Origin of the sequence: Amycolatopsis sp. lyj-108, from assembly GCF_046549005.1 — a bacterium.
Classification (GTDB): domain Bacteria; phylum Actinomycetota; class Actinomycetes; order Mycobacteriales; family Pseudonocardiaceae; genus Amycolatopsis.
The window spans coordinates 57,995-84,392 of record NZ_JAJPWQ010000006.1 but is presented as its reverse complement, the minus strand read 5'-3'; the positions used below and the strand labels follow the sequence as shown (position 1 = coordinate 84,392).

The following is a 26,398-nucleotide window of genomic DNA, read 5'->3' as shown; positions in this document are numbered from 1 at the left end:
GAACCTTCTGTTCACCGTTGTGACCACATTGGTTCGCCATGGTGACCAGGAGGCCCGTCGTGCCTGTGTTCTCGAGCAGGGTTTGCGCCGCCGGCGCCGCGAGTCTGGCGGCGTGGCTGGCGATCCAGACCCCGGCGAGCGCGCTGCCCTCGCCGGCTGCCGGCCGGCACCCCATCGCCATGCAGGTGCAGGAGAAGTCCCAGTGGTGCTGGGTGGCTTCCGGCAACACCATCGCGGCACACCACGGTGTGGCCCTCACCCAGAACGAATTCTGCCGGATCGCCCACGACGAGCGACGCCGGGAGTGCGCCGACAAGCCGGGAACGCTGGGCGACGTCCGGCGCGCCTTCGGCAAGCTCGGCTTCTCCGCCCCGGGGAACTACGTCAAGGGCCGCGTCCCCTTCGCCGCCGTCCATGCGCAGACCGGCGCGGGCAAGCCGGTACAGACGCGGGTCGGCTGGGCCGCGGGCGGCGGTCACATGCACGTGCTCTACGGCGCCGACGCCGGCCGGAAGTGGGTCTCGTGGGGGGATCCACTGCCCACCGGGAGCCGCCACAACCGGTCGACCTACGACTTCTACGCCGGTAACAAGTCCTTCACCTGGACCCACACGCTCTCCGGGATCCGGCGATGAGCGCGCGGCGTTTCCTCGGGCTCGCCGGGCTGGTCGCGGTCGCGTTGCTGATCTCGGCGCCCGGAGCGCGCGCGGATCACCTGTCCAGTGAAGATCTCGCGGCCGCGAAGGCGGCTGCGGACGACCCCACGCTGCGTGCCGAAATCGGTCGCTTCCTCACCCAGACGAGTGGTTCGAGTCAAACGCCGTCAGTCAGCGTCTCCGACGATTCTTTCCCGGTTTACGAGCTTTCGAGGGACTTCGTCGCCGGAGACGGCGCGGTCGCCGGACGGCTCGCCTACGTCGCGGTCCCGGTGACGGCGTCCGACGGGCAGACCGCGACCCTCTGGTCGGTCCGCGGCGACGACGGCGCCTGGCGCGTCGGCAACATCGCTTCGGGTGACCGGGAAAGCGCGCTGGCCCGGCGGCTGCCCCCCGGCGCGGCACTGCTCCACGAACCCCAGGTCGACGCCTGGTACGCGCTGCGCGACGGCCACGTGACGCTGCTCGACTCGGGCGCCAGCGGTTCCGCGGCCGGTGCTTCGGTCACCCTCGCGGAGTACCAGAAGACGGTCTCCGGCCGCTACGGCGCCCTGCTCGCGAACTCGCCGTACGCCCAGGAGGGCAAGGCCGGCGGTTACAACGCCCAAGTGATGCCCCGCGGCGACGGCGGCCCCGCGCCCGACGCGCAGGACACCGGCTTCGTGCCGCTGCTGATCTTCGGCGGCTTGCTCCTCATCGGCGTCGCCGGCTTCTTCCTGCACTCGAAGAAGCGCGTCCCCTAGCGGACCGGTGGGCCGGACGTGTGCTGACCCCGTCTGGCCCGCCGGTCGACCAAGGCGCCTTAAGGTAGGTCCGTGGGACGACTCGTGGTGATCGAAGGTCTGGACGGCGCGGGCAAGCGCACCCTCGCCGACGCGCTGACCGGTGCGCTGAACGCGGCCGGGGCGAGCGTCACGTCCATCGCGTTCCCCCGTTACGGCGAAAGCGTGCACGCCGACCTCGTGAAGGAAGCACTGCACCGCGGCCACGGCGACCTCGCCGACTCCGTCTACGGCATGGCGATGCTCTACGCGCTCGATCGGCGGGGCGCGGCCGGCGAGATCCGCTCTCGGCTCGGCGACCACGACGTCGTACTGCTCGACAGGTACGTCGCGTCGAACGCGGCGTACGGTGCCGCCCGGCTCCATCAGGGTGCGGACGGCGAGTTCGTGCGCTGGCTCAAGGAACTGGAGATCGACCGGTTCGGCCTGCCGGTGCCCGTCGCGCATCTGCTGCTCCGGGTCACCGCGGACGTCGCCGCCGATCGCGCGCAGCGCCGCGCGGAGAGCGACGCCGACCGTGCGCGGGATTCCTTCGAGACCGACGACGCGCTCCAGAAGCGGTGCTCGGTGGTTTACGACGAACTCGCCGCGACGGGCTGGCTCGCGCCCTGGCACGTTCTCGACGGCGTCGCCGGTGTCGACACCGCCGCGCTGGCCACCTCCCTCCTCCGCGATTAGTCACCTACTTGCGATGTTTCGCATGGGCAAGGATCGCGATCAGGTGCCGAGTTGCGTGAGTAGCCAGGAGTGGAACTCGCCGATGTGGTGCTCGGACGGCATCAGCACCCCGCCGCCGCGGTAGGCGCGGGACGCCATCGCGGGCTGGCAGCGTTCGCAGGCGCCGAAGTCCTGCTCGTTGACGCGGTGGAACAGCTCCACCGAGCGTGACACGTCCCGGCCCGACGCCACGACCTCCTCGGAATAGAGCCAGTCGCATTCGACGACCGTCCGGTCCGGCGCGAGCGGGTACATCCGGTGGAAGATCACGTGGTCCGGCACCAGGTTCACGAACACCTGCGGCCGGATGGTGATCGCGTAGTACCGCCTGTCCTGCTCGGTCGCGACACCGCCGAGCCGGTCGAACCCCGAACCGCCGTCGATGGTGAACCCGTCGACGTCCTCGCCGAACTCGGCGCCGTGCCCGACGTAGTACTGCGCCGCGTAGCCGTCGGCGAATTCCGGCAGCACCTCGGTCAGCTCCGGATGGATGGTCGCGCAGTGGTAGCACTCCATGAAGTTCTCGACGATCAGTTTCCAGTTCGCCTCGACGTCGTAGGTGATCCGGCGCCCGACCGAGAGCCGGTCGAGGCCGTAGCGCTCGATCGATGCCAGATCGCCCAGCCGTTCCCGCACCGCGCCCTCGACGCCGTCCTCGAACGACGGCGGGTCCGCGGCGAGGCAGACCCACGCGTAGCCCAGCCATTCCCGCAGCCGCACGGCGTGCAGCCCGTACTCGGCGCGGTCGATGTCGGGGAGGTTCGCCAGGTTCGGCGCCGCGATCAGCTTCCCGTCGAGCCCGTACGTCCACGCGTGGTACGGACACTGGAACGCGCGTTTCACCGTGCCCGACTCCTCGGTGCACAGCCGGGCGCCGCGATGGCGGCAGACGTTGAGGAAGGCCCGCAGGCCGCCGTCCCGCCCGCGGCTGACGATCACGCTCTCCCGTCCGATCTGGACAGTCCGGAAGTCGCCGGCGGACGGCAGATCCGCCGCCCGCACCGCGCAGAACCACTGGCGTTCGAAGATCTTCTCCTGCTCGGCCGCGAAGATCGCGGGATCGGTGTAGTAGCCGCCGCCGAGTGTCGGGATGAGACTCGTCATCTTGGGACTCCTGCGAACCGGGCCGGATCGAACAGGGCGACCGGATGCCCGGTCGTGCCGTCCACGACCAGGTCGGCGAGGATCTCACCGACCACCGGGACGAACTTGAAGCCGTGCCCGGAGAACCCGCAGGCGACCACCACGCGTTCGTGCGCCGGATGGCGGGAGATGACGAAATGCTCGTCGGGGGTGTTCGTGTACATGCAGGTCGCCGCGCGGAGGAACGCGCCGGGCAGCGACGGCATCTTCCGCCCGACGAAACCCGAGATCTCGTCGACCTCCTCGGGGTGCACCGTCCGGTCGATGGTCGCCGGCGTGCACGTCTCGCCGCCGCGGAAGAACGCGACCTTCACGCTCCCGGCGTCGTCGTGTGCGGGGAAACCGTAGAACTGGCGGCCGTTCTCGCCTTCCCAGACGTAGATCGGATGCCGTCCGGCGCGGAACGGCTCCGCCCCGCCCGACGGCGCGAACCAGTACTGGACCTGGCGTTCGATGGTGAAGTCGATCCCGAGTTCGGCGAGCAGCTCCGGTGCCCAGGCGCCGGGGCAGATCACCAGCTGTTCCGCCGTGTAGAAGTTCTGTGACGTGCCGACCCGGACACCGGTGGAAGTCTGCCGCCACGAGAGGACCTGTTCCTCGTGGTGCAGGTCGGCTCCGGCCCGGGCGGCGAGCTGGAGATGCGCCGCCACACTGCCTTCCGGCACCACGAACCCGGCGTTCTCCTCGTACAACGCGATTTCGTGGTCCGCCGGGCGCATCGTCGGGAACCGGCGCCGGATCTCCGCCGCGTCCAGCAGTTCATGCGGCAGCCCCCATTTCCGGGCGCTGGCCAGGCTTCCCGCCACCGTCCGCGAATCGGGGCCGCCGAGCATGATGCCGCCGCAGCGGGTGAAGATCTTCCGGCCGGAGTCGCGTTCGACGCCGTCCCACAGTTCGTGCGCCCGCAGCAGGAGCGGGACGTACGCGGGATCCTCGAAGTACGCCTGCCGGGTGATCCGCGAGCCGCCGTGGCTGGACCCGAGGTTGTGCACCGGCGCGAACCGGTCGATGCCCAGCACGCGCTGTCCTCGCCGGGCGAGCCGGTACGCGGCCGCGCTGCCCATCCCGCCGAGGCCGATGACGATGACGTCGTACTGGTTCATGCGGCGCTCCTGATCCGGGTCATGCCGGGGTCGAACAGCGGTTCACGCGCCACGACGGCGGGGATCCGCTCGCCGAAGTACTCGATCTCCAGCGGCCTGCCCGGCTGGGCGAACTCCACCGGAAGCCAGGCGTACGCGATGTTCTTGCCGACGGTGTAGCCGTATGCGGCGCTGGTGACATACCCGGCCGGACGGCCGTCGGCGTACACCGGTTCCTTGCCGAGCACGACGGAGTACGGATCGTCGATGGTGAGGCAGGTCAGCTTCCTGGTGACCGTGTCCTCCGAGCGGCCCGCCAGCGCGTCGCGTCCGATGAAGTACCCCTTGTCCATCCGCACGGCGAAACCGAGCCCGGCCTCGTACGGATCGTGTTCGGCGGTGACGTCCGTGCCCCACAGCCGGTATCCCTTCTCCAGGCGCATGCTGGAGAAGGCGTCCCGTCCGGCGGCGATGATCCCGTATGCCTGCCCGGCTTCCCAGAGCGTGTCCCACAGCCGGCGGCCGAGGTCCGCGCTCGTGTACAGCTCCCAGCCGAGTTCGCCCACATAGGACAGTCGCATCGCGGTCACCGGCACCTGGCCGACGTACGCCTGCCTCGTCTTGAAGTAGCCCATGGCCTTGTGTGAGAAGTCCGTTGTGGACAGTGGTTGCAGTACCGCTCTGGCGAGCGGGCCCCAGAGCCCGATGCAGCAGGTGCCCGGAGTCGTCTCGTGGATCTGCGCGGCGCCGTCGCCGGGGAGGTGCCTTCGCAGCCAGTCGATGTCGATGGGGCTGTTGAGGCCGACCTGGAACCGCTCGGCACCGAGCCGGGCGACGGTCAGGTCGCTGCGCACGCCCCCGTCCTCGTCGAGCAACAGCGTGTACGTGACCGAGCCGGGCTTCTTGTCGAGCTGGTTCGTGGTCATCGTCTGCAGGAACGGCAACGCGCCAGGACCCGTGACCTCCAAGCGTTTCAGCGACGTCATGTCGAACATCGCCACCCGCTGCCGCGCGACCAGCGCTTCGGCGCCGCCGATCGGCGACCAGTACCGCGCGGCCCAGTCGTTGCGCTCCGGGACGAGGTCGACCTCCGGGAGATCCGCGTTCGCCTCGTACCAGTGCGGCCGTTCCCAGCCGCTCGCTTCGAGGAAGAACGCGCCGAGCTCCGCCTGCCTCCCATGGAAGGGACTCGTTCGTAGCGGCCGTGGTTCTTCCATGGGCTGCAAGGGATGAACGACGTCGTAGACCTCGACGAAACTCTGGCAGCTACGCGCCATGACGTAATCCGGGGCCAGCTGCACCCGCTCGAACCGGGCGAGGTCGCAGCCGTGCAGATCCGCGTCGGGCCGTCCGTCGACCAGCCATTGCGCCATGGCCCGCGCGACCCCGGCCGAATGCGTGATCCAGACGGCTTCGGCGACCCAGAAGCCGTCGAGGTCCGGATGCTCGCCCAGCAGCGGCATGCCGTCCGGGGTGAAGGAGAACAGGCCGTTGATGCCTTCCTCGACCTTGGTCTCGCCCAGCGACGGCAGCAGGTCGACGGCGGCGGCCCAGGACGGCTCGAAGTCCTCGGGGGTGAACGCCAGTTCCGACGGCATGCCCTCGCCAGCCCCGATCTCCCCGGCGGGCAACGGCATCGGCCGGTGCCCGTACGCGCCGATGCCGATCCGGTCGACGTGTTCGCGGAAGTAGAGGTCGGCGTCCTGATGCCGCAGGATCGGCCGGGTGGCCTCCTCGGTCACCCCGGCGAGTGAAGGCAGCGGGCTGGTGCGCGCGTACTGATGCGCCATCGGGACCAGCGGGATCGTGAGGTCCACCAGTTCGCCGAGCAACGGCCCCCACATCCCGGCGCACGAGAGCACGATGTCCGCGCGGAAGCTCCCGGTCTCGGTGGTGACGCCGGTGACCCGGCCGCCCGACCGTTCGATCCCGACGACCTTCTGGCGCGAGAGGAACCTCGCGCCGCGCCTGATCGCCCGGCGGGCCTGCGCCTCGGCCGCCCGCAGCGGTTTGGCCAGCCCGTCGGAGGGGATGTGGAACCCGCCGAGCACTTTGGCCGGATCGAGCAGCGGATGCAGCGCGGCGCATTCGGCCGGTTCGATCAGCCTGCTTTCGACGCCCGACGCGGCCGCCCAGCCGTGACGGCGCTTGAGGTCGGAGAGCCGTTCCGGCGTCGTGGCCACCTCCAGCCCGCCGACGGGGCGGAAACACGGCTTCCCGTCGAGGTCGAGCGCGCCGTATTTGGCGACGGTGTACTGGGCGAACGACGTCATCGTGCGGCAGGCGTTGGTCTGGAAGACCAGCCCTGGCGCGTGCGAACTCGACCCGCCGGTGGTGAACAGGTCGCCCTGGTCCAGCACGGTGAGGTCGGTCCAGCCACGTTCGGTGAGCTCGTCGGCGAGCGCGCAGCCGACGATGCCGGCGCCGATCACGACGACGCGGGGTCCTGGGGGCATGGTGCGGGTACCTCCTGCCTGCCCTGGAGTCCACAAAGGACACACGGGCATCGGGGTGACAGGCGCTGTTGCGGATGAGGCACGTTGTTCCGTCTTCAGCAACAAAGTGCGGCACGTGCGGGCACGCTGTCAAGAGCCCCGCAATTAGTCACCTACTTGCGACGGTCGAGGGGGAGTGCAGCGCGAGATGAGGTGTCGCAAGTAGGTGACTAATTGCGGAGGGGGCAGGTCGCGTCAATCCGCGAAGTGACCCAGCTGCGCCGAAAGATCCGCCGCCGCCTCCGCGAGCGGCCGCACGATCTGCCGCACCCGCTGTTTCGAAAGCCGGTACGACGGACCCGAAGCGCTCATCGCCGCGATGACCTCGCCACCGGGGCCGTACACCGGCACCGCGATCGCGTGCATTCCCAGCTCCAGCTCCTCGAAGCAGGCCGCGTACCCGTCCTCGGCGACCCTTTCGAGTTCCGCGGTCAGCTGTTCCGGATCGGTCATCGTCCGGGGCGTGAACTGTTCGAGTTTCCGCCGGAGCAAACGTTTGCGTTCGGCGTCGCCAAGGTGCGCGAGCAGCACCTTCCCGCTGGATGTCGCGTGCAGTGGCGTGCGCTGGCCGGTCCAGTTCTGCGTGGAGATCGCGGCGGAGCCGCGGGCCTGGCTGATGTTGATCGCGACCCCGTCGTCGGCGATCGCGATGTTGACCGTTTCGCCGAGCGTCTCCGCCAGGCTCAGGCAGGTCTGCCTGCCGATCTTCGCCAGGTCCATCCGGCCGGCGGCGGCGCCGGCGAGCCGGACGATGCCGAAGCCGATCGCGTATTTGCCGCGTTCGCCGAGCTGCTCGACGAGGCCGCGGTTCTCCAGGACGCTCAGCAGGCGGGACGCCGTCGACTTGTGCACGCCGAGCTCGCCCGCGATCTCGGTGATCCCGGTTTCCCCGTTGCGCGCCAGCAGTTCCAGCACGCTGATCGCGCGGTCGACGGACTGTACCTGGCTGGGCGTTGCGTTCCCCGCGTCCTGGTTCCGCATGACGCAACAGTAGCCGTTTCGCCCGCATTCGCTCGGCTGAGTGGGCGAATCCCTTGACTCGTCGGCCCCTCAGGGGTGATTGTTGCGCAGAGCACGTCCCGTCTCGTAATACGCAACATCAACAACCGTCGGTCCTTTCCCCGGAGGCCCCGATGATCCGTGCCTGCTCCGTTTCCGACCTGCCCGAAGGCGAAGCCGTCCGCTTGGACGGCCCTGTGCCCGTTTCGGTCTTCCACACAGAGGGCGGCTACTACGCCCTCGACGACACCTGCAGCCACCAGGACGCGTCGCTCGCCGACGGCTGGATCGAGGGTTGCTTCGTCGAATGCCCGCTGCACGCCGCACGGTTCGATCTGCGGACCGGTGCCCCGGACTGTCTTCCCGCCAAGAACGCCGTGCGCACCTATCCGGTCGTGGTCGCCGACGGCGTGATCTACGTGGACACCGAGGCGCGCCGGGAGGTGGCTTGAGATCGGTCGCCGTCGTCGGCACCTCGCTGGCGGGACTTCGTTCGGCACAGGAGTTGCGCGGCCAGGGTTTCGACGGACGGCTGGTGATGATCGGCGCCGAACCGCCGTACGACCGGCCGCCGTTGTCGAAGGAGTTCTTGCTGGGCAAGGCGTCCGCCGCAGACCTCGCGCTCGCCGGACAGGACGACCTCGACGCGCTGGCCGCCGAATGGCATCTCGGCGTCCGTGCCGAAAAGTTCGGCCGCGAAGGCGTGACGCTCGGCGACGGCACCACGATCGCCGCCGACGGCTACGTCATCGCGACCGGTGCGGCGGCCAGAACCCTTGGCGCGGCAAGGAATCTGACCGGCGTCCACACCTTGCGGACGCTCGGCGACGCAGCCGCGCTGAAACGGGATCTCGTGGCGGGGCCTTCTTCGGTGGCCGTCATCGGCGCGGGATTCATCGGCGCGGAGGTCGCTTCCGCTTGCAGCCTGCTCGGCCACGAGGTCACCGTGATCGAAGCGCTGCCCGTGCCGCTCGCCGCCGTCCTCGGCGCGCGGATGGGCGCGGTCTGCGGGGAACTGCACGCCGAGAACGACGTCCGGCTGATCACGGGCGTTCCCGTCGACGGCTTCACCGGGACCGGTCGCGTCACCGGTGTGCGGCTCGCCGACGGCAGGGAGATCCGCGCCGATCTCGTCGTCGCCGGCGTGGGGGCGCGGCCCGCCACCGATTGGCTGACCGGTTCCGGGATCGCCGTCGACGACGGGGTGCTGGCCGATTCCGGCTGTGTCACAGCGAATCCCCGAGTGATCGCGGTGGGTGACGTCGCCAGGTACCACTGCCGTCTGCGCGATAGGAGGGTCCGCGCCGAACATTGGACGGCGGCGGGCGAACAGCCGCGCGTCGCGGTCGCGAACCTGCTCGCCGGTTCGACCGTCACGCATTTCGCACGACACGGTTACTTTTGGTCCGATCAGTACGGAAGGCGGCTCCAATTCGCCGGAGTGGCCACGGAAGACGTGCGGATCGCCGAAGGTGACGTCGCCTCGAAGCGCTTCGTCGCGACCTATCACCGCGACGACGTCCTGACCGGCGTCTTCGCGATCGACTCCCCAAGGCCGTTCACCAGGCTCCGGCGTGCTCTCTAGAGCCCGAAGACCCTACTCGGATGGAGCAATTTGCCCGATTCGATGATCTTTCTGGTGGTCACATCGCCGGGTCGCGCGCCTGCGCGGGGAAACTAGTGCGAACATAGGTTTATGAAGGCACGCGTTCTGGTCGTCGACGACGACCCTGCTCTCGCGGAGATGCTCACCATCGTGCTGCGTGGGGAGGGGTTCGACACAGCCGTCGTCGCCGACGGCTCACGTGCGCTGCCCGCGCTCCGTGAGCTGAAACCCGACCTGGTCCTCCTCGACCTCATGCTGCCCGGGATGAACGGCATCGACGTCTGCAAGGCGATCCGCGCCGAGTCCGGGGTGCCGATCGTGATGCTCACCGCCAAGAGCGACACCGTGGACATCGTCCTCGGGCTCGAGTCGGGGGCCGACGACTATGTGGTCAAGCCCTTCAAGCCGAAGGAACTCGTGGCCCGCGTCCGTGCCAGGATGCGCCGCACCGAGGCCGAGCCCGCCGAGTCGCTGACGATCGGCGACCTCGCGATCGACGTCCCCGGCCACGAGGTGACGCGGGAGGGCAAGGCCATCCCGCTGACCCCGCTGGAGTTCGACCTCCTGGTCGCGCTCGCCCGCAAGCCGCGTCAGGTGTTCACCCGCGAGGTGCTCCTCGAGCAGGTGTGGGGTTACCGCCACGCCGCCGACACCCGTCTGGTGAACGTGCACGTCCAGCGGCTGCGCTCGAAGGTGGAGAAGGACCCGGAACACCCCGAGGTGGTGTTGACCGTTCGCGGTGTCGGGTACAAGGCCGGCCCGCCGTGATCACCCCATGAGCGGACGCTTGCGAAGGCTTGCCCAAACCACGATGCGCCACCTCCGGCGCATCGTGGTTTTCGTGCGCCGCAAGGTCGTCTCGTTCAACGAACTGTGGCGGCATTCGCTGCAGTTCCGGGTCACCGTGTCCACGCTGGCGCTCTCGTCGGCCGTGGTGTTCGTACTGGGCATGGTGCTGCAGAACCAGATCACCGAACGGCTGCTCGAGACGAAGCAGAACGCGGCGATCGCGCAGACGAGGGCGGTCGTCGAGATCGCGGCCAGTGAGCTGGTCGGCGTCGGCACCGAATCCTCGGACGCGATGACGGCGCGGCTGAACAACGCGCTGAAGAAGATCACCAGCACCACGACGGCGAAGGACGGCGCCGGATCGGCGGCGGGGACCTTCGATCCGGTGCTGGCCGCGGGCGGCCGCGACCAGTCGAGCAGGCCCGCCGCGGCGGGCCCGTACGACAAGGTGCCGGTGCGGCTGCGCCAGTTCGTGGAGACCGAGCAGGTCAGCTACCTGATGCACACGGTCACCGAGGCCGACGGCGGCAAGACGACGTACCTGATCGTCGGCGCGCCGGTGACCACGATGATCAACCCGCTCCAGCTCTACCTGCTGTACCCGCTGACCAGCGAGCAGAACACCGTCTCGACCGTGCAGAACACGCTGCTCGTCGGTGGTCTCGTGCTGCTGCTCCTGCTGGCCGGGATCACGAACCTGGTCACCAGACAGGTGGTCCGGCCGGTCCGGCAGGCCGCCGCGGCGGCCGAACAGTTCGCGGGCGGCGAGCTCGACCAGCGGCTCGCCGTGCTCGGCGAGGACGATCTCGCCAAACTCGCCGTGTCCTACAACGAGATGGCCGCGAGCATCCAGCGGCAGATCCGCCAGCTGGAGGAGTTCGGCGGGTTGCAGCGCCGGTTCACCTCCGACGTCTCGCACGAACTGCGCACCCCGTTGACCACCGTCCGGATGGCCGCCGACGTGCTCCACGCGTCGCGCGAGCAGTTCCCGGCCGGGCTCGCCCGCTCCACCGAACTGCTGGTCGACGAACTCGACCGGTTCGAGGCGCTGCTCGGCGACCTGCTGGAGATCAGCAGGCTCGACGCCGGGGTCGAGGAGCTTTCGGCCGAGCTGATCGACGTCCGGCCGATCGCGACCAGGGCCGTCGAACAGGTCCGGGTGATCGCGGGCAACGCGGGCAGTTCGGTCGAGCTGATCCTGCCGGACGAGGAGGCGCCCGCCGAGGTCGACGCGCGCCGCGTCGAGCGGATCCTGCGCAACCTGCTGGCCAACGCGGTCGACCACAGCGAAGGGAACCCGGTGGTGCTGACACTGGCGGTCAACGAGACCGCGGTCGCCATCACGGTGCGGGACCACGGTGTCGGGCTCCAGCCCGGCGAGGCGGAACTGGTGTTCAACCGCTTCTGGCGGGCCGACCCGTCCCGCAACCGCCGGACCGGCGGCACCGGGCTCGGCCTCGCGATCAGCCAGGAGGACGCCCGGTTGCACGGCGGCCTGCTCGACGCGTGGGGCGAGACCGGCCACGGCGCCTGCTTCCGGCTCGTGCTGCCTCGGCAGCAGGACACGCCAATGGGGGAGAGCCCGCTGGTCCTGCCACCGCCCGATCACCAGGGGACCGATCCGCACGGGTCGTCGTCCGGACTGCTCGAGGTCCGGCCCGCTCCCGACGCGATCCTCGCCGAGCCAGAGGAGGTGGGCCGGTGAAGCGGCTGCTGCCCCTGCTCGCGGCGTTCCTGCTGGTCGCGGGCTGCGCGAACATCCCGCTCGAATCCCAGCCTGTCGCCGTCCCCGGGGAAAAACCGGGGCAGGCACCGGCGGACGTCGCCGAACCGGTGGCCGGGATCGACCCGCTGACCGTCACCCGCCAGTTCATCCGCAACTCCGCGACGCCGGGTACGGGGAACGCCGACGCGCGGGTCTACCTCGACGAAGAGGCCCGCCGCAACTGGAAGCCGTCGCCAGGGCTGACGATCATCGACAACACCTTCGGCACCGTTTACGACACTTCGTCGCCCTCGGCGAACCCGGACGAGCAGACGGTGAACGTCCGCGGGTTCAAACTCGGCAACCTGAGCCCCGACAGCGCGTTCATCCCGGTGAAGGCCGAGTACTCGCAGCAGTTCAAGCTGCGGAAGCAGCCGAACGGCCAATGGCGGATCGTGGACCCGCCGCAGGAACTCGCCGTCATCGACGAGGATTTCGCGACCAACTACTTCCGGGTGCCGATCAGCTTCTACTCGCAGGATTCCGGCGCCTTCGTCCCCGACCTCCGGTACGTCGCGGCGAAACCGCAGGCCGGATTGCCCGGCCGGGTGATGGACCTGGTGCTGCAGGGACCGTCGGAAGGGTTGAAGGGCGCGGTCAAGGACCTCCTCGGCGACCAGGTCACCACCGAGTCCAACGTCCGCAGCACGGACGACGGGACCCTGGACATCAACCTGACCGGCGTCGGCGGGGCCAGCCTCGCGGACCGGAGCCTGATCGCCGCGCAGATCGTCCTCTCGTTGCAGACGGTGACGCTGAGCCGGATCCGGCTGCTCGCCGACGGCACCGCGCTGGTGCCCGAACACGAATACTGGCGCTCCAGCGAACTGCCCAACTACAACGTGGACATCGCGCCCAACTCGGAGCTGCTGGGACTGATGACCGTGAACGGGCGGGTCCGGTCGCTCGGCGACGGGGCGCCGGTCGGCGGACCCGCGGGCAACGGCGGGTACAAGGTCGTCAGCGCCGCGCAGTCCGTCGACGGCAAACGGCTCGCGGTGGTCGAAGAACGCGAAGGCAGGCAGTGGCTGCGGGTCGGCGAACTGGGGCACGACCTCGGTTCGGTGGACCTGTTCGGCGGCAGCCTGAGCCGCCCCACCTGGCGGCCGGTCGCCCGCGGTGGCGGCGGGGTTTCGGGCGAGGTCTGGACGGTCGTCGACCACAACACCGTCGCCAGGGTCACCCTGGCCGCCGACGGCCGCTGGGTGAAGGCCGGCGTCGACGCGACCATGCTCACCAGCCTCGGCCAGATCACCGAACTGCGTCTTTCGCGCGACGGCTCACGGCTGGCCGCGGTCGTCAACGGGCAGCTGGTGGTCGCCTCGATCGTGCGGACGGCGGATTCGGTGGCGCTGCGGGCGCCGCGGAAACTGCAGGAACGCGACCTCAAGGACGTCGTCGACGTCGACTGGGCGACCCAGGACCACCTGATCGCCGCGACCTCGTCGAGCACCCTGCCGGTGGTCAAGGTGCCGCTGGACGGGCAGCGGATGGACACGTTCAGCGGCTCGAACCTGACCCCGCCGGTGCACGGCGTCACCGCGGCCCCGAGCAGGCAGAACCTGGTCGCGGACGCGGGTGGGCTGTGGGTCGCGTCCGAACTGGGCGAGGTGTGGCGGCCGCAGGCGCACACCGTCACCGACGCGGACCCCTTCTACCCGGGCTGAGCGCTCTTCGAAGTACATGAAGGCCCCCTTCCTTGCGCCAGGCGCAAGGAAGGGGGCCTTCATGTACTTGGCGCCGTCTTCGCGGCGGCGCTGCTGGGGGAGCAAGGGACCTTTAGTATCGCTAGCTTTCCTAGCAGAGCTAGCGAAATCTGGGCTTTGGAAGTCCGTGAGGGCCTCCTTCGCTACCTTGAGGGTAGGGAAGGAGGCCCTCACGGACCGCGAGCCCCAGCGGCCTGGCGACGCGAAGGTGCGTAGCGCGCGAAGGCGTCAGAAGCGGCGAAGGAGCGGCTCCGCAACAGCCGCGGCCTTCTCCGGAACTGCTGTCATGACTGGCCCCTTCAGGCCGGAAAGTGTCCAAACAGGACCTGTCACGACATGACGGGCCCCGGAACTGTCGGAGCCCCGGCCGACACTCGCCCCATGTCCAAAATCCTCGATCTGCTCATCCCCGCCCGCTGTGCGTCCTGCGGAGTGCCGGGCGCGCCCTGTTGTGCGACCTGTCAGTCCGTCTGGGGTTCGCTCAGCGAGATCACCCGAGGCCCGACGGCCGGTCTCGTCCCCGTCTACGCCCTGGCCCGGTACGCCGACGAAGCCCGTCGCCTGATCCTCGCCTACAAGGAACACGGCCGCCGCGACCTCGCGCCGTCCCTCGGGCGGGCGGTCGCCGATGCCCTGGAGCAGCTGCCAGGCGAGCCGCGAGGCCCTTGTCTCGTCCCTGTCCCGTCGAGACGGCACGCCTCGCGTGTCCGGGGTGGACCGCACGTCCAGCGTGTCGCCGAAGAATGCGCGAAAGTGCATGTGAGCAACGGAAAACCGGCGACGGTGGCGCCGGTCCTCAAGCTCGGTGCCGGGGTCCGCGACGCCGTCGGGCTCACCCGTGCCGAGCGGGCGGCGAACCTCGACGGTCGCATTCGCCTCGTCCGTGGGGACTGTCCAAAGAGAGTCGTACTTCTTGACGACGTGATCACAACCGGAGCGACCGTCGCCGCTTGTGCACGCCTTTTGGGTGTAAACGGAATTCACGTTTCCGCGGTGATCGCACTGGCCGCCACCGGGTGATCGGGGCGTCACCTACAAGAGTGATGAATGATCGGGAACGCGAATGGGTACATGGGCGTTGACGAGATATGAGGGATCTTCCGGGGAACACTCCAACGGCCCGCCACTCCACCGGGGTGGCGGCGGTTTCCCCCGGGAGCGTCACCCTCGGCTTTTTCCTGTCCGAAGGCTTGCGCCGTCCGCGTGAAAACAAATCACGGGGACGACGCCCGACAGGCCGGATTGTCCCGCTGGTCGCACCCTTGTCGTCGCATGCGGTGACGAGGTCTCACGTCCTGATATCCCCCGGCTCGGGGGCTGTTGCTCGCGGCGTGTTAGAGCTAACGTGCAGCGCTATCAGCAATCCCGGCAGGCAGGGAGGTGACCAGCCCATGTCCCTGGCGCCGGAGCCGCGCTGAGTCCGCGCTCGGACATCCGACACGAGACGTCGTGACCGTATGCCGAGTTCCCTCATCGCCCGCGATCCGGGCTTCGTCCCCGCTTTACCGGCGCCCTAGTGAACACATCTACAGCTCGCAGTCATTTCAGCGAGGGAGGTCGTGTATGGACATCGTCGTTAAGGGCCGCAACGTGGAGGTGCCCGACCACTATCGGGCACTTGTCAGCGAAAAGCTGGCCCGGCTAGAGCGCTACGACAAGAAGGTCATCCGTTACGACGTGGAGCTCTTCCATGAGCCCAATCGCCGGCAGTCGAAGAACTGCCAGCGCGTCGAAATCACCGGGAAGGGCCGAGGCCCCGCCGTACGCGCCGAAGCGTGTGCCGGCGACTTCTACGCAGCGCTGGATTCCGCACTGAACAAGCTCGAAAACAGGTTGCGGAAGACACACGACCGCCGGCGCGTGCACTACGGCCGCAGCCGCCCGGAATCCGTCGCCGAGGCGACCTCGATGGCGGCCGCCGGTGGTATGACCACCGACACCCGGCATCTTGCGGGAACCGCTGTACTCGAAGCGCCCGAGGCCGAACCCCTGGCCAACGGTTTCGCTGTCGAGAGCGGTGAAGAGTTCGAGATGCCCCAGCAGCGCTGGGATGACGGGGTGACCGAACACCAGCCCGGTCGCATCGTCCGCGAGAAGAAACACGACGCGGAGCCCATGACGGTCGACCAGGCTCTCTATGAGATGGAACTGGTCGGTCACGACTTCTATCTGTTCAACGACTCCGACGCCGGGTGCCCGAGCGTCGTCTATCGGAGGCGAGGCTTCGACTACGGCGTCATCCGGCTGAGTTAGCCGGCCCCTACGTCCATGACGGCGGCCCGCACGCGTCCCGTGCGGGCCGCCGTCGTGTCCGGATCAGGCGGGATACGCCCCCGCTCGGTCAGGTACCGACCGACGGTGCGTGCGCGAACACCGGGGTGTTCCCTACGATGGGGTCGGACGGTGGTGCGTTACCCGGCACCACCGCGTACGAGATTGCCCGGGACCGGCTCGGGTGCGATCACAATCAGCTAGTGAGGTCGACCGGATGGTGCTGAACCGCCTGCTCCGCGCGGGCGAGGGCAAAATGGTGAAGCGGCTGCGACACATCGCCGATCACATCAACACCCTCGAAGACGACGTCAAGGAACTTTCGGACACCGCGTTGCGGGCCAAGACCGACGAGTTCCGTAAACGGCACGCGGACGGCGAGTCCCTCGACGACCTCCTGCCGGAGGCCTTCGCGGTGGCGAGGGAGGCGGCCTGGCGCGTGCTCGGCCAGCGGCCCTACGACGTCCAGCTGATGGGCGGCGCCGCGCTGCACCTCGGCCAGGTGTCCGAGATGAAGACCGGTGAGGGCAAGACCCTGACCCAGGTGCTTCCCGCGTACCTGAACGGGCTGTCCGGCAAAGGCGTGCACGTCATCACGGTGAACGACTACCTCGCCAAACGTGACGCCGAGTGGATGGGCCGTATCCACCGCTTCCTCGGCCTCGAGGTCGGGATCATCCTGGCCGACCAGACGCCCGCGGTCCGCCGCGAGCAGTACGCCGCCGACATCACGCACGGTACGAACAACGAGTTCGGCTTCGACTACCTCCGCGACAACATGGCGTGGAGCCTCGAAGACTGCGTGCAGCGCGGCCACAACTTCGCGATCGTCGACGAGGTGGACTCCATCCTCATCGACGAGGCCAGGACGCCGCTGATCATCTCCGGCCCGGCCGACCAGTCGTCGCGCTGGTACGTCGAGTTCGCCAGGATGACCCCGCTGATGAAGGCGGACATCCACTACGAGGTGGACATCCGCAAGCGCACCGTCGGTGTCACCGAGAAGGGTGTCGCGTTCGTCGAGGACCAGCTCGGCATCGAAAACCTCTACGAGGCCGCGAACACGCCGCTGGTCGGTTACCTGAACAACGCGCTGAAGGTCAAGGAGCTCTACAAGCGCGACAAGGACTACATCGTCCGTGACGGCGAAGTCCTCATCGTCGACGAGTTCACCGGCCGCATCCTGCACGGCCGCCGCTACAACGAGGGCATGCACCAGGCGATCGAGGCCAAGGAAGGCGTCGAGATCAAGGCCGAGAACCAGACGCTCGCCACGATCACGCTGCAGAACTACTTCCGGCTCTACGACAAGCTGTCGGGCATGACCGGTACCGCCGAGACCGAGGCGGCCGAGTTCCACCAGACCTACAAGCTGGGTGTGGTGCCGATCCCGACCAACAAGCCGATGGTCCGCGCCGACCAGGCCGACCTGATCTACAAGACCGAGCAGTCGAAGTTCGAGGCCGTCGCCGAGGACATCGCCGAGCGGCACGAGAAGGGCCAGCCGGTACTGGTCGGCACCACGAGTGTCGAGAAGTCCGAGCACCTGTCGAAGCTGCTGCTCAAGCTGGGTGTCCCGCACGAGGTCCTCAACGCCAAGCACCACGACCGGGAGGCGCTGATCGTCGCCCGGGCGGGGCGCAAGGGCGCGGTCACCGTCGCCACCAACATGGCGGGCCGCGGTACCGACATCGTGCTCGGCGGCAACCCGGACATCATCGCCGACGAGGTGCTGCGCGCCCGCGGTCTCGACCCGGTGGAGCACTCCGAGGAGTACGAGGCCGCCTGGCCGAAGGTGCTCGAAGACATCCAGGCGGAGACCAAGGCCGAGGCCGAGGAGGTCCGCGAGGCAGGCGGCCTGTACGTGCTCGGCACCGAGCGGCACGAGTCCCGCCGCATCGACAACCAGCTCCGCGGTCGTTCCGGCCGTCAGGGCGACCCTGGCGAGTCCCGGTTCTATCTGTCGCTCGGTGACGAGCTCATGCGCCGCTTCAACGCGACGATGGTCGAGCGGGTCATGACCACCATGCGGCTGCCGGACGACGTGCCGATCGAGCACAAGATGGTCTCCAAGGCGATCAAGAGCGCTCAGACGCAGGTCGAGCAGCAGAACATGGAGATCCGCAAGAACGTCCTCAAGTACGACGAGGTCATGAACGAGCAGCGCAAGGTGATCTACGCCGAGCGCCTGCGCGTCCTCGAGGGCGAGGATCTTCGCGAGCAGATCGAGCACATGCTGGTCGACGTCATCAACGCGTACGTCACCGAAGAGACCTCTTCGGGCTACGCCGAGGACTGGGACCACGAGAAGCTGTGGACGGCGCTCAAGACGCTGTACCCGGTCAAGGTCACTTGGGAAGAGCTCACCGAGGACGACGACCTCGACGCCGACAGTCTGCGTCAGGCGCTGCTCGAAGACGCCCACCGCGCGTACGACGAGCGTGAGGCCGAGATCGACGCCAAGGTCGGCGAAGGCGCGATGCGCAGCCTGGAGCGTCAGGTGATGCTCACCGTGCTCGACCGCAAGTGGCGTGAGCACCTCTACGAGATGGACTATCTCAAGGAGGGCATCGGCATGCGGGCCCTTGCCCAGCGCGACCCGGTCATCGAGTACCAGCGCGAGGGCTACGACATGTTCCGCGCGATGCTGGAGTCGCTGAAGGAGGAGGCCGTCGGCTTCCTGTTCAACCTCCAGGTCGAGCAGGCCGAACCCGCCACGCCGTCGCCGGAGTCCGCGTCCGCGCTGCCCGCCGGTGTCGGCTCCGGGAACGGCCAGGCCGCCAACGGCGACGGACGGCACGCCCGTCCGACGCCGCCGCAGGGGCCGGCGACCGACACCGAATCCGTGCCGTCCGCCTTGCGGGGCAAGGGACTCGGCGGCGGTTCGCAGTCCGGGCTGACCATGTCGGGCCCGTCCGAGGACGGCGGCGTCGAGTCGCATTCGGACGGTGGCGCGAGCGACGGCGGTGACCAGAGCGGAACCCGCCGGGAGCGTCGTGCCGCGCAGCGCGCCTCCCAGAAAAAGGGCAAGAAGGGCCCGCGCCGCTAAAGCACCCCAAAGCGCGTGAAGGCCCCCTTCCCTCGGCTGCTCAGCCGAGGGAAGGGGGCCTTCACGCGCATCAGGCCGCGAGCGCGGAGACCCGGCGCGGCGGCTTCAGCAGGTGGAAGCGGGTGCACACCCAGCCCGACGGAGTCCGCTCGAAGCGGGCGGCCAAGGCGAGGCAGCGGTCGTTCTGTTCGACGGTCGCGCAGGCCTCGATGACGCCGTCCGCGGGATGGCACAGGTGGATCGATTTCGGCCGGTAGCCGCCAGGCGGACGGCGTCGGCCCCGGTCGAGCAGCGCGCTGTGGAGCGCCGGGTCGAGGATCGGCCGCACTTGGACCGCCGGACGGCGTCCGTCGCAGGCTTCGAGGATGGTGGTCAGCAGCCTGCCGACCTGCCGCCCGTCCGGGGTGTCGGGCCGTGGCTCCGGGACCTCCACGATCTTTTCGCCGGACAGCGGCAGATCGAGCACGAGCTGGTTGTCCGGCGCCGCCACCCGGTGCACCGCCCTGCCCGGTCTGCCGGCGAGCCGGTACGGCGGTTCGAACGGCTCAAGCCGTCTCAGTACGTACGAACCCATCAGACAGTCCCCCTCCGCGGCCCCTCGGCCACGCCCAGCAAGTAAGGGACCGGTGGCGGGCCGACCGGAGACAGGGACCGCCCGAGAGGATGAACCGTGCGGTGATCGCTTGTGTACGGTGGGCCGGTGCTGAAAGGGCTGGTCATCGACTACGTCGGGGTGCTCACGGACGACGGCGCGGACGAGCTGTACGCCTATCTGCGGGCGGCCAGGGGGCGCGGTATCAAAACGGCCTTGCTGTCGAACGCTCCCGGCGCGTCGGACGAGGCCAAGCGGTCGCTCGCCCCGTTCTTCGACGCGCTCGTCTTCTCCGGCGAGGTCGGCGTGGCCAAACCCGAACGCGAGGTCTACCTGCTCACCGCGGGGTTGCTCGACCTGACGGCAGACCGGTGCGTGTTCGTCGACGACGCGGCGCACAACGTCCGCGCCGCGGTGTCGGCCGGGATGGCGGGAGTGCACCACACGTCGGTCGAGGAGACGTTGACCGAGCTCAGCGCTTTGTTCCCGAAGCCTTAGCCCGGCGCACCAGCTCGAAGGACAGCACCGCGGCGGCTGCCGAGACGTTGAGCGACTCGACCTCGCCGGGCATCGGGATCGACACCCATTCGGTCACCAGTTCGCCGACCTCGGCGCCGACCCCGTTCGTCTCCCCGCCCAGTACGAAGGCCGCGCGCTGCGGCAGCTCGACGTCGAACACCGAACTGTGTGCCGAAGCGCCCAGCGCGTAGATGCCGTACCCGGCTTCGGTGAGCATTTCGGCCGCTTCGCGCGCGCTGCCGCACCGCAGCACCGGCGCGCGGAACGCGACCCCGGCCGAAGCCTTGACCACCATCGGGTCGAGGGCGGCGACCCCGCGACGCGGCACCACGACACCCTCCAGCCCGGCGGCGGTCGCCGTGCGCAGGATCATCCCGACGTTCGCCGGGGTGGTGATGCCGTCGAGCAGCAGCACCCGCGAAGGCGGCCTGCCGTCGGAAAGGGCCGCGTGCAGCGACCGCATTCGCGGGGCGACGACGTCGGCCAGCACCCCTTGGTCCTGTTTGCCGTTGCCGGCCAGCACCTTCACGCGGTGCGCGCTCGCCCGCTGCACCGGCACTCCGGCGGCCTTGGCGGCACGCTCGATCTCGGCGGCGTTCGGCCCGCGCACGGTGTCGGCGAGAATCACCTTGTCCACCTCGAGCGTCGCGTCGTCCAGCGCCTCGAGCACCGGTTTGCGCCCGTACACCGTCAGGAACCGGTCCTTCGGCGAGATCACCGACTCATCACCCACACCGGCGAGTGTCCCACTATGTAAGGATCGGCCCATGCCCGACCGCCTCTCCGCGCTCGACGCCTCGTTCCTGTACGTGGAAGACCACTCGACCCCCATGCACGTCGGCGGCGTGGCGGTCTTCGAGCGACCGCGCGACGGCTTCACCCACGAGCAGCTGCTGGACCTCATCGGGCAGCGGCTGGCGTTCCTGCCGCGCTACCGGCAGCGGGTGCTGGAGGTGCCGGGGCATCTCGCGCGGCCGGTGTGGGTCGACGACGTCGACTTCGACCTGAACTACCACGTCCGCCGGTCCGCGCTGCCGCAGCCGGGCTCCGACGGCCAGCTGTTCGATCTCGTGGCCCGGCTGATGTCGAGGCGGCTCGACCCGGGAAGGCCGCTCTGGGAGGCGTACTTCGTCGAGGGGCTCGCGGGGGATCGCGTCGCCCTGGTGACCAAGACGCACCAGTCGGTCGTGGACGGGCTCGGCACCATCGAGCTCGGCCAGCTGATCCTCGACGCCACCCCGCAGGAGCCCGAACCGTTCGACGACAACTGGCATCCACGCCGGGAACCGAGCCGCACGCAGCTGATCCTCGACGCGGTGGCCGAGACCGTGCAGCGGCCGACGGAGCTGGTGGAGAACGTCCGGTCCATCGCCCACGACGCCACCGCGATGGCGGGCAAGGTCACCGAAACGGTCGGTGACGTCGCGTCGGCGCTGAAGACGATGGTGCATCCGGCGCCGTCCGGGCCGCTCAACGTCCGCACCTCCGGCGGCCGCATGTTCGCCGTGGTCCGCACGCGGCTGGAGGATTTCCGCAAGGTCCGCGCGGACCACGGAGGCACGGTCAACGACGTCGTGCTCGCGGCGATCACCGGCGCACTGCGGGAATGGCTGCTCTCCCGCGGTTCGAACCTGACCGCGACGACCACCGTGCGCGCGCTGGTGCCGATGGCCGTCCGCGACGCCGAGACGGCCGAATACTCGACGCCCGCCCTGGTCGGGAACCAGGTCGACGCCTATCTGGTGGATCTCCCGGTCGGCGAGCCGAACGCGGTCCTGCGGTTGCAGCACATCGGCCACGCGATGGCGGACCACCTCGACTCCGGCCGTTCGGTCGCCGCGCGCGGGCTGCTGACGGTCGGCGGCTTCGCGCCGGCGACGCTGCATTCGCTGGGCGCGCGGGCGGCCGGGTCGATGTCGGGGCGCATCTTCAACGTGCTGATCACGAACTCGCCGGGCCCGCAGGTGCCGCTCTACGCGGGACAGGCGAAGATGGTGGAGATGTTCCCGGTCATGCCGCTGGTGCGCAATCAGGCGCTGGCGATCGGGGTCACCTCGTATCACGGGGGTGTCTACTTCGGACTGAACGGCGACCGCAAGGCCGTGTCCGATGTGGACCTGCTCGCCGGGATGATCGAGGAATCGTTGGAAGAGCTGAAGGGTGCGCACTGGTGAGGGTCTATCTACCGGCGACGATCGCGATGCTCCGTGAGCTCGAAACCTCGGGGGAGTTCCGGGCGCGCAGCGGCACGGGATTCGCGCTGACCCCGGCGCTGCGGGAGTCCTACGCCAGCGGATCCGACGAAGAACTCGAGTACGCCGCGCTGCTCGACGCCGCCAGGGCGTCGCTCCGGCTGATCGAGGCCGAGGAGAAGCCCGAGCCGCGGCGGGTGGTGATCTCGGCCGACATCGAGGACGTCACGCTGCGCCCGGACCTCGACGCCGCCGTCGTCCGGCTGTCCGGGCCGGTGAAGATCGCCGACGTCGCCGCGATCCACGTCGACGCCGCGGAGGCCGCGGAGTCGGTGCAGGCCGCCGCCGCGGTGATCGACCAGGCCGACCTCGGCGACCCGGACGCGGAGTTCACCCTCGGCGACGCCGAAGACCACGAACTCGCCTGGTACGCGCCCCAAGAGCTCCCGTTCCTGCTGGAACTCCTGTAGCCACCCGCGATTCGGCACCTGCTTGCGATCGTTGCGCGCGCAACGATCGCAAGCAGGTGCCGAATCGCGGGGGTTTCAGAACCAGGACGGGCCGGGCACGGGGCGTTCGGGCCGCCAGCCGGTCGCTTCGGTGAGCCGGCCCGAGACGACCCGCTGCGAACGCGCCAGCACCGACATCAGGCCCAGCCGGTTCGCCAGCCACTTCGGCACCGCGCGCGGCCGCCGGACACCGGCCGCGACGGCCATCGCCTCGCCGAGTTCCTGCTTCCGCACCGGATCCGCGGCCAGGTTGTAGACGCCGCTCGGCGCCCGCAGCGCCGCGATCGCGCCCGCCGCCGCGTCGTCCGGGTGGATCGGCGCGGTCCAGTCGGTCCGGCGGCCGATGATCAGCGGCGAGCCGCGCCGCGCGGCCGCCAGCATCGTCGTGGTCATCGCGTCGTCTCCGACCAGGAGCCCGATCCGCAGCCGGATCGCGGTGCGACCCTCGTCCGCCAGTTCCGCGATGTTCGCGTGCGCCACCGTCGAAGACGCGATGTTGCCGCTCAGCGCGAGAGGCGCGTCCTCATCGAGTTCCTCGTCGCCGCCGTCGGCGTAGACGAACGAAATCCCTTCCTGCACCACGATTCCCAGCTCGTCGACCCGGCGGGCGGCGTCGGCGAGGGTCCGGCTGCCCTCGATCCGCACTCGGTCGTTCTCGGCCCAGCCGGACAACGTCATCGCGTGGCGCGCGTCCGGGATCCGCGTCGCGACGTTCACCACCGCGTCGTGCCCGTTCAGCGCGCCTGCCAGCGAATCGACGTCGAACAGCGAGCCCTGCACCGGTTTCGCCCCGGTCTCCCGCACCGCGGCGACGCGGTCCTCACCGCGGGCCAGCCCGCTCACCTCGTGGCCTTCGGCCAGCAGCCGACGCACAAGCGGACGTCCCAGCACCCCGGTCGCCCCGATCACCATCACGCGCATGTTCGTTCCTCCTGTCGCCTTCACAAGAGGGACGAGACGGGTCCGGGGAACGTGACAGGGTCAGCCCGCCGGGATCTCCCCGATCTCCTCCGGCGGCGGCGCCTGGATGTCGGCCTGCGTGCCCCATTCGCGGTAACGCGTGACGATCCGGGCCATCGCGCTGTCCGGGACGCCGGAAGCGGCGAGGACGGGGGCGAGGTCGAGCACGATCTGCAGCGGCTGGTGCGCGTCGTCGAGCCAGACCTCCATCGGGATCTTCCCGAGCTTGCCTTGCAGCTCGCCGACGGCTTCCGCCGACAACCCGGCGGGCAGGTCACCGCCCAGCGCGGCCATGTCGACGTCGAGCCGGTAGCGCTCGGCGGACACGCCGTCGAGTTCGACGTGCCCCGATTCGGTGAGCGTGCCCGCCCGCCGCACCTGGTCGAGCGCGCGGGCCGGATCGTTCTGCTTGGCCAGCTGGTCGATGCTGCCGCCGGCGACCTGCGAGAACGGGTCCGCGCCGTCGGGGGACACCTTGACCCAGGGCTTCCCGCCGGGAACGTCCTCACGGGCGGCCTCGGGAACCTTCGCGAAGACGGTCTTGTCGACCAGCCGTAGTTCGAGCGCCTCGCCGAGGAAGTCCGTGGTCATGGCCAGTGCGGTGCCCGTCCCCGCGACCCGCGCCTGCCCCTGGCTCTTCGATCGCATCGTGCCCGCCGTGACGTCCGTGGCGAACTTCGCGGCCTTGCCGTTCATGGCGGACATGGCCCCGTCGGCGAGCGCGCGGGCGTCGGTGAACGAGACGGTCTCGCCGTCGCACGCGCCGAGCAGCGCGCCGAGTACGAGCACAACGGTAGACAGGGCCGTTCTTCGCATGAGGACCTGCTTTCACAGTGCGGGCACCCAAGCGAAACACAGCCGCGGACCTCACCCCGATCGGGGGAACGGCTCAGCGGCTGTCGCCGACCGCCTCGGGCGGCGGCGCGATGATCACCACGTCCGAAGCCCAGCTTTCGTACTTCACCGTGGCCTTGTCCACGCTGACCTGCACCGGACGCTGCTCGGCGTCCAGCCACACCTCGGCGGGGGCGCCGCCGAGATCGAGGACGTAATGCGTGGCGGCCGTGCCGTTCACGTCGGCCTGTTCGGACTTGGTGACCTTGCCCGATTTCGCGATCCGGTCGATCGTGCGGGTGGGATCCATCGTCTCGACGACCTTCGTCATCAGCGCGCCGTTGGCCGCGGAGAGCGCGTCCTTGCCGTCGGCGGTGATCTTGACCCATTCCTTGCCGGTCTTGTTCTCCTGGAGCTGGGCGTCCGACAGGTGGTAGTAGAGGACGCCGTCGGCGAAGATCAGGTCCCGTTTCTCACCGGCGACCTCGGCGACCATGGAGAACTTGCTGTTCGGACCCTCGTAGAGCCCGGAACTGGTGACGACGACCTTGCGGCCGTCCTCCGCGGTGGTCTCGAGCGCGACCTTGGAAGAACGGGCCTTCTGGGTGCCCGCGGCGGCGGCCGAAGCCAGCTGCGCCGCGTCCTGCGCGGGTGGCGCCGCCGGTTCCTCTCCGCCGGAACAGCCGCCCAGCAGCAGGAGAGCGGTACAGACGACGGCGAATCCGGTGGCACGCATAGGACTCCCTCGGGTGAATGGTCTGTACCACCACCGTAGTGCCTGTCGCGTGAATTTCCACCGTCCGAATGTCGGGGTACGCGTGAAGGCCCCCTTCCCTCGGCTGAACCGAGGGAAGGGGGCCTTCAGGTGCGAGCAGAAGGCTAGCCGCCCGCCTGCTTCATCATCTCGGCGTAGTCGCCCACCTCGGCGGCGGGCGGCGGCGCGATGTCCACCGGCGTGCCCCAGTCGCTGTAGGTGTACGTCGACTTGGCCTCACCGGCCGGTGAATCTCCGATCGACTTCAGGAACGAGGTCAGGTCCGTGGTCATCTTCAGCGGAACCTGCTCGGCGTTGAGCCAGAGTTCGGCCGGGACCCGCAGGTCCTTGCCCGCGAGCCGCTTCTCGACCTCCGCCCGCTGATCGGCGGAGAGGTCGTCGCCGAGGAACAGTTCGATCTGCTTCTTGGCGTCGAACTCGACGAAGTAGTGGTTCACCGGGACGTTGTCCAGCTGGGTCTGCTCCGACCTGACGATGCGGCCGGTCTTTTCGACCAGCTCCAGCTGCTTCGCCGGGTCGCTCATGTCGATCGACTTCAGCAGGGCCTTCCCCGCGGCCTTCGTCTGGGGATCCTCGCTGTTCAGCGGAATCTTCCCCCAGACCTTGTCCGTCTTGAGCCGAGCCTTCTCCGCCGCGGGGAACTTGACGAACAGCGTCTGGTCCACCAGACGCAACGTGCCCGTTTCACCGTCGAAGGTCATGTTCGCCTCGATCTTCGAGGCCGCGCCGTCGTAGAACGCCACCATGGTGCCCGTGACCTTGGAAGTCCCCATCACCCCGTCGACGGTCGTCTTGGAGGATTTCGCTTTCCGAGTGCCTTGCTTCGCCGCCTCGACGAGGCCGAGCGCGTCGGCGAACGGGGTGGCCAGCGCGAGCTCGCCACCCTTGTTCTCGGCCGTCGCGGCCGGGCGGGTGCCGCAGCCCGTGACCACGAGGGTCAGGGCCGCGGCCACCGCT

24 protein-coding genes are annotated in these 26,398 nt (G+C 69.2%); 14 read left to right on the top strand and 10 right to left on the bottom strand.

All coding sequences use genetic code 11. The annotated features are described in order from the left end of the window. Positions 1-65 precede the first annotated feature (65 nt). The 3 genes from ACLJO0_RS22420 (at position 66) to ACLJO0_RS22410 (ending at position 2,116) form a co-directional block, all read left to right on the top strand. Complete coding sequence (locus tag ACLJO0_RS22420; RefSeq protein WP_410580708.1) at positions 66-635, top strand: papain-like cysteine protease family protein; 570 nt, start codon at positions 66-68, stop codon at positions 633-635. Continuing rightward, a complete protein-coding gene (locus ACLJO0_RS22415; RefSeq protein WP_410580390.1) occupies positions 632-1,399 on the top strand; it encodes a hypothetical protein in 768 nt (255 codons plus the stop codon). The genes ACLJO0_RS22420 and ACLJO0_RS22415 overlap by 4 nt, the downstream gene beginning before the upstream one ends. Before the next feature lie 84 nt (positions 1,400-1,483). Beyond that, positions 1,484-2,116, top strand: coding sequence for a dTMP kinase (locus ACLJO0_RS22410; protein WP_410580707.1), 633 nt, complete (start codon positions 1,484-1,486; stop codon positions 2,114-2,116). Positions 2,117-2,155: 39 nt separating this feature from the next. On the opposite strand, the gene ACLJO0_RS22405 is transcribed toward ACLJO0_RS22410, so the two are convergent. The 4 genes from ACLJO0_RS22405 to ACLJO0_RS22390 form a co-directional block, all read right to left on the bottom strand. Further along, positions 2,156-3,259: an aromatic ring-hydroxylating oxygenase subunit alpha gene (locus tag ACLJO0_RS22405; RefSeq protein ID WP_410580389.1), complete on the bottom strand. Its 1,104-nt coding sequence runs from the start codon at positions 3,257-3,259 to the stop codon at positions 2,156-2,158. Further along, positions 3,256-4,401 (bottom strand): N-methyl-L-tryptophan oxidase, encoded by a 1,146-nt coding sequence (gene solA, locus ACLJO0_RS22400; protein WP_410580388.1) that lies wholly within the window; start codon positions 4,399-4,401, stop codon positions 3,256-3,258. The genes ACLJO0_RS22405 and solA overlap by 4 nt, the downstream gene beginning before the upstream one ends. Then, positions 4,398-6,836, bottom strand: a complete 2,439-nt coding sequence (locus ACLJO0_RS22395) for a GcvT family protein (protein WP_410580387.1) — start codon at positions 6,834-6,836, stop codon at positions 4,398-4,400. Before ACLJO0_RS22395 ends, solA begins: the two co-directional genes overlap by 4 nt. 234 nt (positions 6,837-7,070) lie before the next feature. After that, entirely contained in the window at positions 7,071-7,856 is a 786-nt protein-coding gene (locus tag ACLJO0_RS22390) for an IclR family transcriptional regulator (protein ID WP_125791955.1), read from the bottom strand. A 152-nt stretch (positions 7,857-8,008) separates the two neighbouring features. Between ACLJO0_RS22390 and ACLJO0_RS22385 the strand changes: the two genes are divergently transcribed. The 8 genes from ACLJO0_RS22385 (at position 8,009) to secA (ending at position 19,060) form a co-directional block, all read left to right on the top strand. Then, positions 8,009-8,326 (top strand): bifunctional 3-phenylpropionate/cinnamic acid dioxygenase ferredoxin subunit, encoded by a 318-nt coding sequence (locus ACLJO0_RS22385; protein WP_410580386.1) that lies wholly within the window; start codon positions 8,009-8,011, stop codon positions 8,324-8,326. Beyond that, a complete protein-coding gene (locus ACLJO0_RS22380) occupies positions 8,323-9,459 on the top strand; it encodes an NAD(P)/FAD-dependent oxidoreductase (RefSeq protein ID WP_410580385.1) in 1,137 nt (378 codons plus the stop codon). The genes ACLJO0_RS22385 and ACLJO0_RS22380 overlap by 4 nt, the downstream gene beginning before the upstream one ends. A gap of 111 nt (positions 9,460-9,570) precedes the next feature. Further along, positions 9,571-10,248, top strand: coding sequence for an MtrAB system response regulator MtrA (gene mtrA / locus ACLJO0_RS22375; RefSeq protein ID WP_005150760.1), 678 nt, complete (start codon positions 9,571-9,573; stop codon positions 10,246-10,248). A 43-nt stretch (positions 10,249-10,291) separates the two neighbouring features. After that, positions 10,292-11,974, top strand: coding sequence for an MtrAB system histidine kinase MtrB (gene mtrB, locus ACLJO0_RS22370; protein WP_410580706.1), 1,683 nt, complete (start codon positions 10,292-10,294; stop codon positions 11,972-11,974). Next, complete coding sequence (locus tag ACLJO0_RS22365; protein WP_410580384.1) at positions 11,971-13,701, top strand: LpqB family beta-propeller domain-containing protein; 1,731 nt, start codon at positions 11,971-11,973, stop codon at positions 13,699-13,701. The genes mtrB and ACLJO0_RS22365 overlap by 4 nt, the downstream gene beginning before the upstream one ends. A gap of 420 nt (positions 13,702-14,121) precedes the next feature. Beyond that, complete coding sequence (locus ACLJO0_RS22360; protein ID WP_410580383.1) at positions 14,122-14,760, top strand: ComF family protein; 639 nt, start codon at positions 14,122-14,124, stop codon at positions 14,758-14,760. Positions 14,761-15,303: 543 nt separating this feature from the next. Further along, positions 15,304-15,993 (top strand): ribosome hibernation-promoting factor, HPF/YfiA family, encoded by a 690-nt coding sequence (gene hpf, locus ACLJO0_RS22355; protein WP_125788376.1) that lies wholly within the window; start codon positions 15,304-15,306, stop codon positions 15,991-15,993. 235 nt (positions 15,994-16,228) lie between these two features. Further along, positions 16,229-19,060 carry a preprotein translocase subunit SecA gene (gene secA, locus ACLJO0_RS22350; protein ID WP_410580382.1) on the top strand — a complete coding sequence of 944 codons (2,832 nt, stop codon included), beginning with the start codon at positions 16,229-16,231 and terminating at the stop codon, positions 19,058-19,060. 70 nt (positions 19,061-19,130) lie between these two features. Here secA and ACLJO0_RS22345 read toward each other — a convergent pair whose 3' ends face one another. Next, positions 19,131-19,634 carry an Rv3235 family protein gene (locus tag ACLJO0_RS22345; RefSeq protein WP_410580381.1) on the bottom strand — a complete coding sequence of 168 codons (504 nt, stop codon included), beginning with the start codon at positions 19,632-19,634 and terminating at the stop codon, positions 19,131-19,133. Between the two features lie 111 nt (positions 19,635-19,745). Here ACLJO0_RS22345 and ACLJO0_RS22340 point away from each other — a divergent pair, with 111 nt between their 5' ends. Further along, positions 19,746-20,150 carry an HAD-IA family hydrolase gene (locus tag ACLJO0_RS22340; RefSeq protein ID WP_410580380.1) on the top strand — a complete coding sequence of 135 codons (405 nt, stop codon included), beginning with the start codon at positions 19,746-19,748 and terminating at the stop codon, positions 20,148-20,150. On the opposite strand, the gene ACLJO0_RS22335 is transcribed toward ACLJO0_RS22340, so the two are convergent. Beyond that, positions 20,125-20,904, bottom strand: coding sequence for a TrmH family RNA methyltransferase (locus ACLJO0_RS22335; RefSeq protein WP_410580379.1), 780 nt, complete (start codon positions 20,902-20,904; stop codon positions 20,125-20,127). The two genes, ACLJO0_RS22340 and ACLJO0_RS22335, sit on opposite strands and share 26 nt — an antisense overlap. 34 nt (positions 20,905-20,938) lie before the next feature. On the opposite strand from ACLJO0_RS22335, the gene ACLJO0_RS22330 reads away from it, so the two are divergent. Beyond that, the gene (locus ACLJO0_RS22330) at positions 20,939-22,345 is read left to right on the top strand and encodes a WS/DGAT/MGAT family O-acyltransferase (protein WP_125788381.1); all 1,407 of its coding nucleotides are present in this window, start codon (positions 20,939-20,941) and stop codon (positions 22,343-22,345) included. Further along, a complete protein-coding gene (locus tag ACLJO0_RS22325) occupies positions 22,342-22,833 on the top strand; it encodes a DUF6912 family protein (protein ID WP_410580378.1) in 492 nt (163 codons plus the stop codon). The genes ACLJO0_RS22330 and ACLJO0_RS22325 overlap by 4 nt, the downstream gene beginning before the upstream one ends. 75 nt (positions 22,834-22,908) lie before the next feature. Here the strand turns inward: ACLJO0_RS22325 and ACLJO0_RS22320 are convergent, their stop codons facing one another. The 4 genes from ACLJO0_RS22320 to ACLJO0_RS22305 all read right to left on the bottom strand — a co-directional run bounded on the left by ACLJO0_RS22320 (position 22,909) and on the right by ACLJO0_RS22305 (position 26,394). Further along, positions 22,909-23,793: an NAD-dependent epimerase/dehydratase family protein gene (locus ACLJO0_RS22320; RefSeq protein ID WP_410580377.1), complete on the bottom strand. Its 885-nt coding sequence runs from the start codon at positions 23,791-23,793 to the stop codon at positions 22,909-22,911. 60 nt (positions 23,794-23,853) lie between these two features. Further along, entirely contained in the window at positions 23,854-24,648 is a 795-nt protein-coding gene (locus ACLJO0_RS22315; protein ID WP_410580376.1) for a hypothetical protein, read from the bottom strand. Between the two features lie 73 nt (positions 24,649-24,721). Continuing rightward, positions 24,722-25,402: a hypothetical protein gene (locus ACLJO0_RS22310; RefSeq protein ID WP_410580375.1), complete on the bottom strand. Its 681-nt coding sequence runs from the start codon at positions 25,400-25,402 to the stop codon at positions 24,722-24,724. Positions 25,403-25,545: 143 nt separating this feature from the next. Then, positions 25,546-26,394, bottom strand: a complete 849-nt coding sequence (locus ACLJO0_RS22305; RefSeq protein WP_410580374.1) for a hypothetical protein — start codon at positions 26,392-26,394, stop codon at positions 25,546-25,548. Positions 26,395-26,398: the final 4 nt, after the last annotated feature.

Bases quoted from the DNA above. Each gene is read 5' to 3' on its own strand.
- ACLJO0_RS22405 (WP_410580389.1), bottom strand. From the start codon at position 3,259: ATGACGAGTCTCATCCCGACACTCGGCGGCGGCTACTACACCGATCCC.
- ACLJO0_RS22390 (WP_125791955.1), bottom strand. From the start codon at position 7,856: ATGCGGAACCAGGACGCGGGGAACGCAACGCCCAGCCAGGTACAGTCC.
- ACLJO0_RS22320 (WP_410580377.1), bottom strand. From the start codon at position 23,793: ATGCGCGTGATGGTGATCGGGGCGACCGGGGTGCTGGGACGTCCGCTT.
- hpf (WP_125788376.1), top strand. From the start codon at position 15,304: ATGGACATCGTCGTTAAGGGCCGCAACGTGGAGGTGCCCGACCACTAT.
- solA (WP_410580388.1), bottom strand. From the start codon at position 4,401: ATGAACCAGTACGACGTCATCGTCATCGGCCTCGGCGGGATGGGCAGC.
- ACLJO0_RS22415 (WP_410580390.1), top strand. From the start codon at position 632: ATGAGCGCGCGGCGTTTCCTCGGGCTCGCCGGGCTGGTCGCGGTCGCG.
- ACLJO0_RS22310 (WP_410580375.1), bottom strand. From the start codon at position 25,402: ATGCGTGCCACCGGATTCGCCGTCGTCTGTACCGCTCTCCTGCTGCTG.
- ACLJO0_RS22315 (WP_410580376.1), bottom strand. From the start codon at position 24,648: ATGCGAAGAACGGCCCTGTCTACCGTTGTGCTCGTACTCGGCGCGCTG.
- ACLJO0_RS22345 (WP_410580381.1), bottom strand. From the start codon at position 19,634: ATGGGTTCGTACGTACTGAGACGGCTTGAGCCGTTCGAACCGCCGTAC.
- mtrA (WP_005150760.1), top strand. From the start codon at position 9,571: ATGAAGGCACGCGTTCTGGTCGTCGACGACGACCCTGCTCTCGCGGAG.
- ACLJO0_RS22360 (WP_410580383.1), top strand. From the start codon at position 14,122: ATGTCCAAAATCCTCGATCTGCTCATCCCCGCCCGCTGTGCGTCCTGC.
- ACLJO0_RS22385 (WP_410580386.1), top strand. From the start codon at position 8,009: ATGATCCGTGCCTGCTCCGTTTCCGACCTGCCCGAAGGCGAAGCCGTC.
- secA (WP_410580382.1), top strand. From the start codon at position 16,229: ATGGTGCTGAACCGCCTGCTCCGCGCGGGCGAGGGCAAAATGGTGAAG.
- ACLJO0_RS22395 (WP_410580387.1), bottom strand. From the start codon at position 6,836: ATGCCCCCAGGACCCCGCGTCGTCGTGATCGGCGCCGGCATCGTCGGC.
- mtrB (WP_410580706.1), top strand. From the start codon at position 10,292: ATGCGCCACCTCCGGCGCATCGTGGTTTTCGTGCGCCGCAAGGTCGTC.
- ACLJO0_RS22330 (WP_125788381.1), top strand. From the start codon at position 20,939: ATGCCCGACCGCCTCTCCGCGCTCGACGCCTCGTTCCTGTACGTGGAA.